17 protein-coding genes are annotated in these 14,751 nt (G+C 68.5%); 5 read left to right on the top strand and 12 right to left on the bottom strand.

All coding sequences use genetic code 11. The features are described from left to right. Window positions 1-2 precede the first annotated feature (2 nt). From rplF to rplN, 7 genes are all read right to left on the bottom strand, one after another. Window positions 3-542: a 50S ribosomal protein L6 gene (rplF, locus tag T333_RS07050; RefSeq protein ID WP_141807368.1), complete on the bottom strand. Its 540-nt coding sequence runs from the start codon at window positions 540-542 to the stop codon at window positions 3-5. Window positions 543-556: 14 nt separating this feature from the next. Beyond that, window positions 557-955, bottom strand: a complete 399-nt coding sequence (gene rpsH, locus T333_RS07045) for a 30S ribosomal protein S8 (protein ID WP_067785212.1) — start codon at window positions 953-955, stop codon at window positions 557-559. Window positions 956-1,474: 519 nt separating this feature from the next. Continuing rightward, window positions 1,475-1,672 carry a hypothetical protein gene (locus tag T333_RS07040; protein ID WP_355000147.1) on the bottom strand — a complete coding sequence of 66 codons (198 nt, stop codon included), beginning with the start codon at window positions 1,670-1,672 and terminating at the stop codon, window positions 1,475-1,477. 203 nt (window positions 1,673-1,875) lie between these two features. Further along, window positions 1,876-2,061 carry a type Z 30S ribosomal protein S14 gene (locus tag T333_RS07035; RefSeq protein ID WP_014981705.1) on the bottom strand — a complete coding sequence of 62 codons (186 nt, stop codon included), beginning with the start codon at window positions 2,059-2,061 and terminating at the stop codon, window positions 1,876-1,878. A gap of 3 nt (window positions 2,062-2,064) precedes the next feature. Beyond that, window positions 2,065-2,628, bottom strand: coding sequence for a 50S ribosomal protein L5 (rplE, locus tag T333_RS07030; RefSeq protein ID WP_067785237.1), 564 nt, complete (start codon window positions 2,626-2,628; stop codon window positions 2,065-2,067). 1 nt (window position 2,629) lies between these two features. Then, on the bottom strand, window positions 2,630-2,944 hold the full coding sequence (gene rplX, locus T333_RS07025) for a 50S ribosomal protein L24 (RefSeq protein ID WP_067785240.1): 315 nt from the start codon (window positions 2,942-2,944) through the stop codon (window positions 2,630-2,632). A gap of 1 nt (window position 2,945) precedes the next feature. Continuing rightward, window positions 2,946-3,314 (bottom strand): 50S ribosomal protein L14, encoded by a 369-nt coding sequence (gene rplN, locus T333_RS07020; RefSeq protein WP_014981702.1) that lies wholly within the window; start codon window positions 3,312-3,314, stop codon window positions 2,946-2,948. Between the two features lie 328 nt (window positions 3,315-3,642). Here rplN and T333_RS07015 point away from each other — a divergent pair, with 328 nt between their 5' ends. After that, on the top strand, window positions 3,643-5,688 hold the full coding sequence (locus T333_RS07015) for a M13 family metallopeptidase (RefSeq protein WP_496423958.1): 2,046 nt from the start codon (window positions 3,643-3,645) through the stop codon (window positions 5,686-5,688). A gap of 40 nt (window positions 5,689-5,728) precedes the next feature. Here the strand turns inward: T333_RS07015 and T333_RS07010 are convergent, their stop codons facing one another. Continuing rightward, window positions 5,729-6,700, bottom strand: coding sequence for a TetR/AcrR family transcriptional regulator (locus T333_RS07010; RefSeq protein ID WP_496423957.1), 972 nt, complete (start codon window positions 6,698-6,700; stop codon window positions 5,729-5,731). Between the two features lie 154 nt (window positions 6,701-6,854). Between T333_RS07010 and T333_RS07005 the strand changes: the two genes are divergently transcribed. Further along, window positions 6,855-8,267, top strand: coding sequence for an MFS transporter (locus tag T333_RS07005; protein ID WP_496423956.1), 1,413 nt, complete (start codon window positions 6,855-6,857; stop codon window positions 8,265-8,267). 11 nt (window positions 8,268-8,278) lie between these two features. Further along, window positions 8,279-8,659, top strand: coding sequence for a cupin (locus T333_RS07000; protein ID WP_496423955.1), 381 nt, complete (start codon window positions 8,279-8,281; stop codon window positions 8,657-8,659). Here the strand turns inward: T333_RS07000 and T333_RS06995 are convergent. Together T333_RS06995 and T333_RS06990 are read right to left on the bottom strand one after the other, a co-directional pair. Beyond that, entirely contained in the window at window positions 8,649-9,737 is a 1,089-nt protein-coding gene (locus T333_RS06995; RefSeq protein ID WP_496423954.1) for a DUF6545 domain-containing protein, read from the bottom strand. The two genes, T333_RS07000 and T333_RS06995, sit on opposite strands and share 11 nt — an antisense overlap. A 51-nt stretch (window positions 9,738-9,788) precedes the next feature. Further along, window positions 9,789-9,950 (bottom strand): hypothetical protein, encoded by a 162-nt coding sequence (locus T333_RS06990; protein ID WP_355000153.1) that lies wholly within the window; start codon window positions 9,948-9,950, stop codon window positions 9,789-9,791. Between the two features lie 237 nt (window positions 9,951-10,187). Here T333_RS06990 and T333_RS06985 point away from each other — a divergent pair, with 237 nt between their 5' ends. Together T333_RS06985 and T333_RS06980 are read left to right on the top strand one after the other, a co-directional pair. Further along, window positions 10,188-11,168 (top strand): ABC transporter substrate-binding protein, encoded by a 981-nt coding sequence (locus T333_RS06985; protein ID WP_355000154.1) that lies wholly within the window; start codon window positions 10,188-10,190, stop codon window positions 11,166-11,168. 32 nt (window positions 11,169-11,200) lie between these two features. Further along, complete coding sequence (locus tag T333_RS06980; RefSeq protein WP_355000155.1) at window positions 11,201-12,583, top strand: SagB family peptide dehydrogenase; 1,383 nt, start codon at window positions 11,201-11,203, stop codon at window positions 12,581-12,583. Here the strand turns inward: T333_RS06980 and T333_RS06975 are convergent. Both T333_RS06975 and T333_RS06970 read right to left on the bottom strand, forming a co-directional pair. Then, entirely contained in the window at window positions 12,552-13,622 is a 1,071-nt protein-coding gene (locus tag T333_RS06975; protein ID WP_496423953.1) for an MAB_1171c family putative transporter, read from the bottom strand. The two genes, T333_RS06980 and T333_RS06975, sit on opposite strands and share 32 nt — an antisense overlap. A 55-nt stretch (window positions 13,623-13,677) precedes the next feature. Next, entirely contained in the window at window positions 13,678-14,730 is a 1,053-nt protein-coding gene (locus T333_RS06970) for a DUF6545 domain-containing protein (protein ID WP_496423952.1), read from the bottom strand. Window positions 14,731-14,751: the final 21 nt, after the last annotated feature.

Genomic DNA, 14,751 nt, shown 5'->3' with positions numbered 1-14,751 from the left:
GATCACTTACCCGTCTTTCCGACCTTGCGGCGAACGACCTCGCCTGCGTAGCGGATGCCCTTGCCCTTGTACGGGTCGGGCTTGCGCAGGCCGTGGATGACCGCCGAAATCTGGCCGACCTTCTGCTTGTCGATTCCGGACACGGAGAACTTGGTGGGCGATTCCACCGCGAAGGTGATGCCCTCGGGAGCCTCGACGGGCACCGGGTGGCTGTAGCCGAGCGCGAACTCGAGGTTCGAGCCCTTGGCCTGCACGCGGTAACCGACGCCGAAGATTTCCATCTTCTTCTCGTAGCCCTTGGTCACGCCCTCGATCATGTTCGAGATCAGCGTACGGGTCAGGCCGTGCAGCGAGCGGTTGCGGCGCTCGTCGTTCGGGCGGACGACCTCGAGCTGGCCGTCTTCGCCGCGGGCGACGGTGATCGGCTCGGCGACCACGTGCGACAGGGTGCCCTTGGGACCCTTCACCGACACGTTCTGGCCGTCGATGTTCACCTCGACACCGGACGGGATTGCGATGGGCTTCTTACCAATGCGCGACATTGTCCTGACCTCCCTTACCAGACGTAAGCGAGGACTTCGCCGCCCACGCCGCTCTGTGCCGCCTGCTTGTCGGTCAGCAGACCCTGCGACGTGGAGATGATCGCCACGCCGAGGCCGCCCAGGACCTTGGGCAGGTTGGTGGATTTCGCGTACACACGCAGACCGGGCTTGGAGACGCGGCGCACGCCGGCGAGGCTGCGCTCACGGCTCGGGCCGTACTTGAGGTCGACGATGAGCGTCTTGCCCACCTGCGCGTCCTCGGTCCGGTAGTCGGCGATGTAACCCTCGCGCTTGAGGATCTCGGCGATGTTCGCCTTGAGCTTCGAGTGCGGAGCCTTCACCTGATCGTGGTACGCCGAGTTGGCGTTGCGCAGACGGGTCAGGAAGTCTGCGATCGGATCAGTCATGGTCATAGTTCGACCTCGACACCTTTCTCGCTGCGGTTCCCATACAGCACCCGCGCACTCGAGAGCGCGCCGATGGTGGGCCTACAACAATTCGGCTGGTCCGGTCGGCAACTGCCGACCGGCGGGGTACGTATCGCCCGGATCGGTACACATGCGGACATGGAGGTGCCCAGGCAACCGCTCTAGTGTAGGCAATGGGCTGACCAGGACAAAATCGGGGTCGGCGACCCGTCACAGCACCGGCCAGGGCGCAATCGGACCGCCCCGCTCGCGATCACCTGCGGCTACCGCTAGAGCAGACCGAGTTTCAGCATCAGAGCCCGCTTCAAGCTGCGCCTATCGCCTCGCGCCAGCTCAAAGCCTCCAAGCCCGCGCCCTCGCCGTGGGCGAAAGTTCAGAGTCCGTCCCCCGGGCTCGCCGCACCGACCGCCTTCTAGCGAGTCGGGCGGCGGGGCATCGGGCGGCTGAAATCCGAGGTTCGCGTGCCGTTGTCCGGCTGGCGCTTTCGCCTCACGTGGCCGACGCTCAGCGGCAAGCAGGGTTCGGGTGCTGCTGCGTACTGCCCCACGGACCACACATCAACAGCTCGAGCAGACCCAGCGGAAGGTCGAGGGCCGCGGAGCCGGTGCCCGAGGAACCGGAATCGGCGACCGGTGCGGCCTGCGGCGCCACCGGAGCCGGGGCCGCCATCGCGGGCGCGGCACCCGCGCCCAGGATGGCCACGGACGCACTGCCCGGGTAACGAAGCCCCAGACCGCGAGCTCACTACCAGGAGGCGGCGACCGACGGCATCAGTAAGGAGCGCGGTAGCTATCGCTTCGCCGCGTCTTGGAACGCACAAGGGCACGGACTCGCTGGGAGTCCGTGCCCTTGTTGCGTTATGCGTGCGCGCTCACCAGGAGCGCGGCCTCACCAGGAGCGCGGCCTCACCAGGAGCTCTTGTGCACGCCCGGCAGCTCGCCGCGGTGCGCCATTTCGCGCAGGCACACGCGGCACAGGCCGAACTTGCGGTAGACGGCGTGCGGGCGGCCGCAACGCTGGCAGCGGGTGTAGGCGCGCACCGCGAACTTCGGCTTGGCGTTGGCCTTGTTGACCAGTGCTTTCTTAGCCATGGCTCAGTTCTCCTTGAACGGGAAGCCGAGGTGCTTCAGCAGGGCACGGCCTTCTTCGTTGTTGGTCGCCGTGGTGACCACGGTGATGTCCATACCGCGCGGGCGGTCGATCTTGTCCACGTCGATCTCGTGGAACATCGACTGCTCGCTCAGACCGAACGTGTAGTTGCCGTTGCCGTCGAACTGCTTCGGCGACAGGCCGCGGAAGTCGCGGATACGGGGCAGCGCGATGGAGACCAGGCGATCCAGGAACTCCCACATGCGGTCGCCGCGCAGGGTGACCTTCGCGCCGATCGGCATGCCCTCACGCAGCTTGAACTGCGCGATGGACTTGGTCGCCTTGCGGATCTGCGGCTTCTGACCGGTGATCAGGGCCAGGTCCTCGACGGCGCCGTTGATCAGCTTGGCGTCGCGGGCGGCGTCGCCGACACCCATGTTCACGACGACCTTGACCACGCCCGGGATCTGCATCACGTTGGCGTAGTTGAACTCGCTGTTCAGCGCGTCCTTGATCTCGGCGCGGTAGCGCTGCTTCAGGCGCGGCTGGGTCTTCTCAGAGGTGGTCATGTCAGATGTCCTTCCCGTTCTTACGGGAGATCCGGACCCGCTTGCCGTTCTCGTCGGTCCGGTAGCCGATGCGGGTCGGCTTGCCGTCGGAGTCGACGACCATCACGTTCGACACGTGGATGGGAGCTTCCTGGGTCACGATGCCGCCCGAGGAGGCGCCGCGCTGGGTGGCGGAGTTCGCGACGTGCTTCTTGATCCGGTTCACGCCCTCGACGAGGACCTTGTTGGTCGCCGGGTAGGCCTGGATGACCTTGCCCTTGGCGCCCTTGTCCTTACCCGAGACGACGAGCACGGTGTCGCCCTTGTGCACCTTCATGTCAGAGCACCTCCGGAGCCAGCGAGACGATCTTCATGAACTTCTTGTCGCGCAGCTCACGGCCGACCGGGCCGAAGATGCGGGTGCCGCGCGGATCGTTGTCCGCCTTGATGAGCACGGCGGCGTTCTCGTCGAACTTGATGTAGGAACCGTCCGGACGACGACGCTCCTTGACGGTGCGCACGACGACGGCCTTCACCACGTCACCACGCTTGACGTTGCCGCCGGGGATGGCGTCCTTCACGGTGGCGACGATGATGTCGCCGATACCGGCATAGCGACGCGACGAACCACCGAGAACGCGGATGCAGAGGATTTCCTTCGCACCCGTGTTGTCGGCGACGCGCAGTCGCGACTCCTGCTGAATCACTTCAGCCTCCTTGACCTGGACGTATACGCACGCCGGATTGCCGACCCGACGGGCATGGTCGTGTCACCACCCGAACGCGCGCCTGCCAGCGGTTTCGTACGGTCTGAGCAAGAACTCGGAGCCACCACTGGGGGTTCGCGGCCAGGATGCGGGCACAGCTCCCGCAGGCAACCGGTCTAGTGTAGGGGAATCCCCAGGTCGTTCCCAAATCGGGGCCGCTCGGCGAGGAATCCGTGCCCGCGACCCGCCGCGCCGGTAGCCTCGGCCGAACGAACGTCGCCATCGATCACAACGTGCGGGCGTGGACCGCATCGGGGAGAGGATTCACGTGACATCAACCGGTCGTCGGGTCCAGCTGGACCGTCGCGCCTTCCTGGTCGCGCTCGGCGTCGCCGCTCCCGCCGCGGCGCTGCTGGCGTCCTGCTCGAACGACGGCAACGCGAACACCGTACAGCTGACCGGTGTCGACATGGGCGGCGCCGACCCGCTGATCCGGCCGCAGGACGACCTGTACCGGCACGTCAACGGCGCGTGGCTGCGCGACTACCAGCTACCGCCGGACAAGTCCGAGGTCGGTGCGATCAGCGAGGCGGTCGACCGCACCACCGAACAGCTGCGCGCCATCATCGAGCGCATCGAGAACCCGGAGCCCGGTTCCGAGGCGCAGCAGATCCGGGATCTGTACGACGCCCGGCTCGACCTGGAGCAGATCGAGCGGCTCGGCATGAGCCCGCTGGCGGACCTCTTCGCGAAGATCGACGGCGCGGCGACCAAGTCCGAGCTGGCCAAGGTGATGGCCGAGCTGCCGATCGGCGGCCTGATCGGTATCAACATCGGCACCGATCGCAAGGATTCCAACGCCTACATCGCCACCATATGGCAGTCCGGCCTGACGCTCGGCGAACAGGAATACCGCAAGCCCGAGTTCGCCGCCAGGATCGCGGGCTACAAGCTCTACCTGGAGAAGATGGCCGAGGGCGCTGGGTTCCCTGATCCGGCGGGGCTGGCCCAGCGGGTGCTCGACCTGGAGACCAGGATCGCGGCGGCCCACTGGGACCGCGTGCGCGCGCGCGACACCGACGCCACCTACAACCTGCTGAGCTGGAACGAAATGACCGCTCTAGCACCGCAATTCGACTGGGACCAGTGGATGACGGGCAACACCGACCGGCCTCGATCGCTGTTCGAGAAGATCGTTGTCGGCCAGCCGTCGTTCGTCACCGCGGCCGGGCAGCTGTGGGCCGAGGTGGATATCGCGCAGTGGCGGGAGTACCTGCGCGTGCACGTCACCCACGCCTACGCGCGCTTCCTGCCCAAGGCCATCGCCGACGCGCGGTTCGACTTCGTCGGGAAGGTGCTCGGCGGGCTGGAGGAGCGGCCGGAGTTGTGGAAGTCGGCGGTGGGCGTGGTCGACGACTATCTCGGCGAGCAGCTCGGCAAGCTGTACGTGGACGAGCACTTCCCGCCGGAGGCGAAGCGGCGCGCGCAGGAGATGGTCGACGACCTGATGGCCGCCTACCGGAACGACTTCACCAATTCGGCCTGGATGTCGCAGCCCACCCGGGAGGCCGCGCTGGCCAAGCTCGCCAAGATCACGGTCAAGATCGGCTATCCGGACAAGTGGGTCGACTATTCGGAGCTGAAGATCACCAGGGGCAAGCTGATCGAATCGCTGCGCGCGGTCAACGTCTTCGAGTCGAAGCGTGCCTTCGAGCGCCTCGGCACCCCGGTCGACAAGGCCGAGTGGGCGATGTCGCCGCAGACGGTGAACGCCTACTACTCCCCCACCAACAACGAGATCGCCTTTCCCGCCGCGTATTTGCAGCCGCCGAACTTCGACAAGGATGCGACCACCGCGGTGAACTACGGCGCGGTCGGCGCCACCATCGGCCACGAGATCGGGCACGGCTTCGACGATCAGGGCGCCAAGTACGACGGCGACGGCAACCGCCGCGACTGGTGGACCCCGGAGGATCTGGCCGCGTTCAAGACCAAGACCGATCAGGCCATCGCGCAGTACGACGGTCTGGTGCCCGAGGGTATGGACCCCAAATACAAGGTGGACGGCAAGCTGACGGTCGGCGAGAACCTGGCCGACCTGCGCGGCCTGCAGATCGCACTGGCCGCCTACCGGATCGCCGCGGAACGTGAGGGCGTCGCGCCCGACTACCGCGAGATGTTCTTCTCGCACGCGCGCACCTGGCGGGAGAAGCAGACCGAGGAGGCCGCCATCTCCCGTCTTCAGGACACGCACGCCCCCAACGAATTCCGCTGCAACCAGGTGGTGCGCAACATCTCGGAGTTCTACACCACCTTCGAGGTGAAGGAAGGCGACGAGCTGTTCCTGCCGCCGGACCAGCGGGTCAGCCTCTAGGACGCAACGGCATTCGGCCGGAGGTTTGCCGTCGACGGCTTCAGCGCGGGTCCGATCGTGGCGCGAGTAAGCCGTCGACGAGGGCGCGCAGGCCGTCGGCGTAGGTGTCGGTGGCGCTGAGGGCGGCCCACCGTGGGCCGAGTTCGGCCAAGCGCGGCAGTGTTTCGGGGTCGAGGTCGGCGAAGACCTGGTCGCGGAAGGTGGGCCGCTCGTCGGCCGCGCGCCGAACGGCGTTGCCACGGATGAGGATTTCGCCCGCGGTGTAGTGCCAGATGGCGCGGTAGGCGTGCGCCGCGCGGTCGAGGGACAGGCCCGCGTCGACGGCGGCGTCGATGATGTTCTCGCTGACCCACAGCGCCGACAGACCGAACAGATCGCCGCCGGTGAGCACCTCGACGATCCACGGCCGCGCGGCGAGCACGTCGTGCATCGCGGTGGCGGCGAGCAGGATTCGCTGTTTCGGATCGTCGGGGAGGTCCGGCCAGGTGACCTGGTCGGCGTAGTCGTTCAGCAGCATGCGCAGCAGGTCGTCCTTGTCGCGCACGTGGTGGTAGAGCGCCATCGGCGTGCAGCCGAGTTCGGTGGCGAGCCTGCGCATCGTCAGCTTCTCGACGCCCTCCGCGTCGAGCACCTTGTGCGCGGCGGCGACGATCTCCGCGCGGGAGATGCGCGCGGGTCGGCCGGTGCGGCGGTCCGAGGATGTCCGCTCACCAGACCGCGTCCGCGTGCCCGACCGCTCGTTGCCGGTCGACCGCGCACGCTCACCCAAGTCCTCGGCGGCGGCAACCTCCGCACGCTCACCCGACGGCTCGATGGCGGTTGCTTCCACCCGCTTGCCCGACTGCTCGCCGCCGGTCGCCTGCGCGCGCTCACCGGAGGGCTCGATGGCGGCCGCCTGGGCAGGTTCGCCCAACCGCTCGACTCCGGCAGCCTGCGCACGCGCACCGGACGGCTCGCGTCGTGCTGCGGCGCGCGCTCCGGACGGTTCGCGCTGCGAAGACGAAGGGGGCATGCGTCCATCTTCGCCCACGGCGGCAGAACGCGGGCCCGGGGTAAGCCGTGCGCCGAAGGCGTCGGCGCGGTGCGCCGTTCACGAAGGTATGGACAGAGATCCGCCGCGCGGTTAGTTTTTATACGTGTATAAAAACTCGAATCAGCGACCGAACATGGCGTTGACGGCGGTCGCCGTCGCGCAGTTCATGGTCGCGTTGGACATGGCGGTGGTGAATGTGGCGCTGCCCGCGATCCGGGCCGGTCTCGGGTTCGCGCCGCTCGATCTGGCGTGGGTGGTGCACGTCTACGCGCTGACCTTCGGCGGTTTCCTGCTGCTGGGCGGCAAGGCCGCCGATGTGTTCGGGCGGCGCAGGCTCTTTCTCGGCGGGCTCGTCGTCTTCGGGATCGCCTCGCTGGCAGGTGGTTTCGCGCAGGCTCCGTGGGAATTGGTCGCGGCCCGGGCGATTCAGGGCGTCGCGGCCGCCGCCGTCGCACCCGCCGCACTCGCGACTCTCACCACCACCTTCGCCGAAGGGCCCGCCAGGGTTCGGGCGCTCGGCGTGTGGGGCGCGGTGAACGCGGCGGGCGGCGCGATGGGCGTGCTGGTCGGCGGGCTGCTCACCGAATACCTGAGCTGGCGCTGGGTGATGTTGATCAACGTGCCGATCGTGGTCATCGCCGTGGGCGCGGTGCTGGCGGGCGTCGCGGCCGACGCGGCCGGCGGTGCGGCGAAGCGGCTGGACATGGTCGGTGCGGTGCTGGCCACCGGCGGTGTCGGTCTGCTGGTGCTCGGCGTGATCGGCACCGAACGCCACGGCTGGCTCTCGGCGACCACCGGCGTGACACTGGCGGCCGCGGCGGTGGCGCTAGCCGCGTTCGTCGGCCGGGAAACGCGAGCGGCGGACCCGCTGCTGCGCATCGGGTTGTTCGCCAACCGCTGGGTGAGCGGTGCCAATCTGTTCGTATTCCTGGCCAGCGCAGGGCAATTCGCGGCCTTCTACCTCACGTCGCTGTATCTCCAGCAGGTGCTCGGGATGAGCGCGGGCGCGGCGGGCGCGGCGTTCGTGCCGTTCTCGCTCGCGGTCGTCGCGGGCACGGTGGTGGCCACCAAGCTCGGTGCGCGTCGGTCGCCGCGCGGCGCGCTGATCGCGGGCGGCGCGATCGCGGCGGTCGGCATCGGGTGGTTCGCGCTGATCAGTCCGGACGGCGGCTTCCTCGCCGATGTGCTCGGTCCGTCGCTGATCGGCGGGTTCGGGCTCGGGTTGTGCCTGGCGCCGGTGGCCGCGGCCGCGACGATGGGCGTCGCGCGGGCCGAGGCGGGGATGGCGTCCGGCGTGTTCAACAGCGCGCGGCAGCTCGGCGGCAGCATCGGTGTCGCCGCGCTGGCCACCCTCGCCGCCACCCGGACCGGCGAACGGATGGACCCGGTCGGCCTCAACGACGGGTACGCGCTCGGGCTGGCCGTGGCCGCCCTGCTCTTCGTCGCGGCGGCGGTCGTCGCGGCCTTCGCGCTACCCGCGGCCCGCCGATCTGCGAATCCACTGGAAACCGCACTCTCGGAAGAGCTTTCCGAGGCGAACCGATGAAGGGAATCTCTGTGACAACGATCGACCTGTTCACCCGCGCCCTCCAATTCCGCCCCGATGGCAGCGTCGGCACGGGCCCTCGCCGCATGGCCGACGACTCCGGCGGCTGGCAGCTGGCGGCCTTCCACGTGGAGACCGACGCCGACGTCCACGCCGACCACTGGGAAATCCATCCGTCCAGCGCGGAGGCCGTCTGCTGCCTCTCCGGCGGATTCTGCCTCTACCTGCGCCCCGAGCGCCCCGGCGATCCCGAAACCATGATCCCGCTCTCCGCGGGCACCGCCTTCGTCGTTCCGCGAAACCGTTGGCACCGCATCGAACTCGACCAACCGTCGGACATCGTGTCCATCGGCCTGCGCGCCGAAACTCGCCAGGAACAGGTCACCCCGTGACCCGAACTCCCTCTTTCGGCCACGCCTTCGCGAGCCGGAGCAGTTCGGGCAGGCCCGTTGCGCGGTAGTCGGTCCCGAGTGCTTGGGCGGTGCCGGTGTGCGTGCCGTCGCGTGCGCGCGGCGGCACGCCGGAAGTCCTCGCTCGAACGGCGTGCGCGATTCGCCTGGCGTAGGCGTCCGTGCCCGGGTCGTCCGACGGCGCGGGCTCGTACGGGCGCAGGTGCATCAGCGCGTCCTGGATCTCGACCGTCATCCGATACAGCCGCGACATCGGCTCGCCGCGATGCGAATCGTCCGGCAGCAACACGATTTCCGGGACGGCCGCGGTGAGATCGCACCACAGCGGACGCAACCGCCTGCACGCGCGGCCGTCGCGATCGAGCCCGCTGCGCACCAGCACGGCGCTGAGCAGTGGGATCGCGATCAACGCCGTCACCACCGCAAGCATCACGAAAGTGGCTACCGCCCAGGGCAAGCCGGGTTCGATGGTCCGCATGCCCGCGATGATGCGGAGCGCCCCGACGCCCGAGGCGAAGCAGCAGTACAGCCCGAAGGCGAGCAGAGCGAAGTACGCCCAACGCTCCCGCGCGGTCGGATCGGGTGTGCGCAGTTCCCGCACGCACGCCCTGGCGATCAGCGCTCCGCAACTGATGGCGACGAAACTGCCCGCCGTCCAGATCACCCGGTTCTGGGCGGCGGGGCTGCCCAGCGGCCAGCCGAGCAGATCGACCAGTGCCGGACCCAACAGGATGACCGCTCCCGTCGCGACACCGACCCTGTTGTACTGCCGCTGCCGGTATCGCAGCGTCGCGGAGTCCATACCGTCGAGCAGCCTGGCGAACCCGTACGCGTAGGCCAGCGTCATGGCGCCGATTCCGAGGAACAACCGCTCCCCCAGATCGCGCATGCCGAGCACGCTCGCGATCTCGTACAGCACGATCGCCGCCAGATCCCAGCTCAACGTCGCGTTGATCAGCCGATCGATCAGCAACTCGTTCACCAGGAACCAACGCCCCCCGACGATCGCGGCGAGGAACACGGACACCGCCACCACGACCGCGAGCGGCACAGTACTCACGCCAGCACCCTACGCCGCCAGCAGCATGGAGCGACCCGGCCGGTCTGTCTCCTAGCGAACCAGGTCGGCGAAGCCGATTTCACCGACGACGACGTGCTCCAGCTCGAGGAATCCTTCCCGGTGCAGCCGGTGCAACCGGTACTCCCCGGCGTGCGCGTCGAGACGGAATTCGCGTACCTCTTCGATCTCGTACTTGGTGTCGAGTGAAACCACCAGATACAGCGCGGGCGATGTTCTCCGGCAGCCGACGGTACTGCTCTTCGGTCATCTCGTGTGGCAGCCGCTCCGGCGGCTCCATGGTCATGGCAGCAGCGTACTGAGCCGAAGCGTCGGCATATCGCTATCCAACCTGGGGCGTAGGCGAGATATGGATAGGTTAGGCTTGGCTGACTTGTTCTGGTGGCTCGGGAGGGCCGGTCGAGGAGTTCCTCGGTGAAGGAGGGTTCAACGATGAGGTCTGTTCGGGCGTCCCGTGGGTGGGCGCGGGCGGCGGTGGCCGTGTTGGCCGGCGCCATGGCCCTCGGCGTCACCGCGTGTGGATCGTCGGGCGACGCGGCGGGTGGCGACGGCGAGTCGATCACCGTCAGCCACGTCAGGGGCGAGACCACCATCACCGGGGTTCCGGAGAAGATCGTCGTGCTCGGCAACCAGTGGCTCGACACCAGTATCGCGCTCGGCGTGACGCCCGCCGCCTACATCGACAACGTCGCCGTGCTCGGCAAGGGCGCGCCGCCGTGGCAGCCGAAGATGGGCGAGTCCGCGAAGCCGCTGAGCACCACCGGCAACCTGGCCGAACAGGTCGCCGCGCTGGAACCGGACCTGATCCTGGCCGACTCCTTCATCGCCGATCAGAAGAACTACGACGAGTTCTCCAAGGTCGCCCCGACCCTGCCCGGCCTGAGCAAGGAAATCATCACGCCCTGGCAGGATCTGGTGACCACGCTCGGCAAGGTGCTGCACAAGCAGGACGAAGCCACCAAGCTCATCGCGGGCGTCGACGACAAGATCGCGGGCATCACCACCGCCAACCCGGGCCTGAAGGGCAAGACCTTCGCGAGCACGTGGCTGGCCAGCATGACCCAGCTGATGGTGCTCAACGACCCGAACGACGGTTCGGCCAAGGTGTTCGCCCAGCTCGGCCTCGGCGTCCCGAAGAACCTCGCCGACCTGCCCGCCAACCAGGGCCGCGTCGCGCTGTCTCCGGAGCGCATCAACGAGCTCACCGCCGACCTGCTGCTCGCGGGCTACTCGGCCGGTATGGACGAGAAGTGGCGCCAGCTGCCCGGTTACGCGGAGCTGCCCGCGGTGAAGAAGGACTCCGTCGTCTTCCTCACCACGCAGGAGATCACCGCGGTGAACCAACCGACCGTGCTGTCCATCCCGTTCATCCTGGACAAGCTGTCGCCCGCGCTGGCCAACGCCGCGAAGTAAGCGAAGACGCGAGAAGTAAGAGGAGTTTCCCGGTGTCCGCCGTCATCTATCCCGACCAGACCCGGTTCGCCCTGCGCGACGGCGTCACCTGCGTGACCGTGCCGACGGGTGCGGTGCTGCTGAACCCGCCCAACAACCAGAAGCTCACCAACCTCGGCGCGGCCCAGGTGCAGGCACTGAAGACGCTGAACCAGGGCCCGTCGACACTCGGTGAGATGGCGGGCACCGGCGGCGGGGCCGACGTCGGCGAGCTTGTCGAGCGGCTGACCGACGGCGGCTGGCTGTCGGTCACCGTGCGCGACGGCGGCCGGGATCTCTACACGATCCGGCCGTTCGCCAACCCGCCCGCTCGGCCGAAGGCGGCGCTGCCCTGGTCGGCGACGCTGTCGAAATTCGCGGTGCTGCACCGCGACTCGCAGGGCTTCGTGCTGGAGCATCCGCTGGCCTGGTGTGATCTGCGCATCCACGACCCGCGCCTGCTCGCCCTGCTGGACGGGCCCGGCGCGGCCGATTCCACGCTGCCCATCGCGATCAAGTCTCAGCTCGCCGACGACCTGCACTGGTGCGGTTTCCTGGTGGCCGATCCGGCGGCCGAGGAGCGCGAGTTCACCACCCGCAGCTGGAGCGCGCCGGACCTGTGGTTCCACCGCCGCAGCACGCTCGGCCCGCGCACCATCACCTGGGAGCACTTCGGCCCGACCAAGTGGGGCAAGCCGTCCTTCCCGCAGCCGCCCGCGCGCAAGCCGAACTACCCGGGTACCCCGGTCCCGCTGGCGAAGCCGGACCTGGACAAGCTGCGCATCGCCGACCCCAGCCTCACCGACGTGCTCGAAGACCGGGTCTCCTGCCGCGATTTCGACGACGCCGCGCCGATGACGATCGACCAGCTCGCCGAGCTGCTCTACCGCACCGCGCGCACCCGTTCGGTCCGGCAGGTCGCCGAGGGCGAGGAGCTCACCTCGCGCCCGTATCCGTCGGGCGGCAGTGTCTACGAGCTGGAGCTGTACCCGATCGTGCGCAACGTCGCGGGCCTGGAACCCGGGATGTACCACTATGATTCGTTCGACCACGTGCTGCGTCCCGTCGCTCCCGTCGACTCGCCCGCCGTGCAGAAGCTGATCCGCTCCACCTCGGCCACCCTGGTCGACGGCGGCGAACCGCAGCTGGTGCTGGCGATGGCCGCGCGCTCCGGGCGGGTCATGTGGACCTACGAGCAGGTCGCCTACGCGAGCATCCTCAAGCACGTCGGCGTGCTCATGCAGACGGTGTACCTCGCGGCCACCGCGATGGGTCTCGGCGCGTGCGCGCAGGGCTTCAGCGACACGGCCGCGTTCGTCTCCGCCGCGGGCGTGAACGAGCTGGAGGAGTGCAACGTCGGCAGCGTCATCGTCGGTTCGCCCGCGAAGGCTCGCTGAGCACGCCCGGCCAGGCCCTGGCCAGCTCGAGCAGGTAGCCGAGTTCGGCGTCCAAATCCTGTCCCGCGTAAGGAATCTCCCGCGCCGCCGCTTCCACGGACGGCGCGGCTCCGGCCGCCTTGGCGTCGACGGCTTGCGAGATCCGGCGCGCGTAGGCCGCGATACCAGGCTCACCGGAGCCGTCCCGCGGCATGTACATCCGCAGGTGCTGTAGCGCATCCCTGGTCTCGACCACCATGCGGTAGAGCCGCGAGTCCGGTTCGGTGATCCGTCCCGCCGCGGGACGAAGCACGACTTCCGGAACAGCGGCCGTGAGATCCCGCCAGAACGGCTGCAAGGTGCGTAGCTCCCGCCCGGTGCGATCGAGTCCGCTGCGCGCACCGAATGCTCGGGCCAGCGGAATGGCCGAGAGGATGGCGACGAACAGGTAGACCAGGCACGAGGCCACGGTCCACTGCGTCGGATAGGCGACGCCGTCGAGTACCGACGTCGCGGAGGCGAAAAGCGCTGCGGCGCACCAATAGGCGGCGGTAGCCAGCAGCGCCGAGTACGCGATCCGCTCCAGCCGCGAACGGGTGCGCGGCATTTCGCGCAGACACGCGCGCACGGTGCGCACCCCGGCCGCGGCCATCGGCAGTTGGAAGATCGCGACCCAGAGGGCGGTGCGCCACCACGTCGCCGGCGCGGCCAGACCGTCACCGAGCAGCAGCGACACCGCACCGCTCACCGCGAGCACGTCGTAAGCCCACTGCCTGCGACGGACCAGCGCCGGGTCGGCGCCGTCGAACAGCTCGGCCAGCCCGTACACGCTGGCCAACGCCAGCGCACCGCAGACGAGGAAGACCTTGCTCGACCAACCGTCGGCGCCGAGATCGGTGTCCACGAGCGCCGAGAGCACGCACACCGCGCTGAAAGTCAACGCCCGGTTGATGAGCCGGTCGGCGCGCGTGTCATTCACCAGCAGCCAGCGGCCGAGGGTGACGGATGCCTGCATCAGGAACACCGGCACCATCAACCACATCGGCGCCGCGCCGCTCACGCCGAACACCTACCCGGCACCGTGAACGCGCCTCTGTCGATCCGATGCCCGCTCATCACGCTGACGGCCGGACGACGTCCGTGCGAAGGGCGGGCCATGCGCGGGCCAGCTCGAGCAGCATCTGGAGTTCCACGGCACGCTGCCCTTCGCCGGGTCCGTCGCCGATGTCGGGCAAGGCTGTCCGCGCCATCGCGGGCGTGTTTCGGGCGAGCGCCCCGTCCAGGACGCGGGACGATTCCGTATCCAGTTTTCTGAGGTGCAGCAGCGCGTCCGAGATCTCGACCATCATGCGGTAACGCCGCGCGAGCGAGTCCGCCTGCGGCAGTGCCTGATCCAGAACCACTCCCGGTACCGCGGTCGTGAGGTCGAGCCACATCGGACGCAACCGACGGCAGTCGCGACCGGCCCTGTCCAATCCCAGTCGCTCGAGGACCACGTTGACCAGCGGCACGGCCAGGAGCACGGCATAGAGCAGCAGACTGACGAACGCGGCGACGCCACCCGCCGCGCGCGGTTCGGCGGGCGGTCTGCCCGCCACGATGTCGACCACCGCGACGACGGTCAGCACCCCGGAGATGCAAGCGAGCAGCAGCAGACTTGTGTAGGTCAGTCTTTCCCGCACGGTGCCGACGAAGCCCCGCAGCTCGCGCACACACGCCCTGGCGATCAACACCACCGACACCGCGATCATGACGTCGGAGCCCACCCAGAGCACCGCGGACCAATCGACTATCCGATCGATGGAGAGCGCGCTGCCGATCGGCGACTCCGCGACGATCGCGACGCCCGATGCCGCTACGGCGACCGCATGGTAGGTCCGCAGTCTGCGCGGCGCGTTCTCGGTGTCGCCGCTGTCGAGCAGCCGAGCCAGCGCGTAGACGTTGGCCATGGCGAGCAATCCGCTGGTGATGAACGCCAGTGGCGCGAGTTCGGCGAATCCCAGCCATACCGCACCGCCGTACGCGAACACCCCGCTGACGCTCCAGGCCAGCGCACGGTTGAGCAACCGGTCGATCATGTTGTCGCGGAGCAGAATCCACCGTGCGCCGATGATCGCGGTCGTGACCACGAGAATCGGAACGAGGATCGAGGTGGAGGTCGAGGTCATCGCCACCGACCGTACCGCCTG

The sequence above is a fragment of the Nocardia sp. CNS-044 genome, from assembly GCF_059570515.1.
The sequence above is the reverse complement of the archived record's forward strand: the minus strand, read 5'-3'. Positions and strand labels throughout refer to the sequence as shown.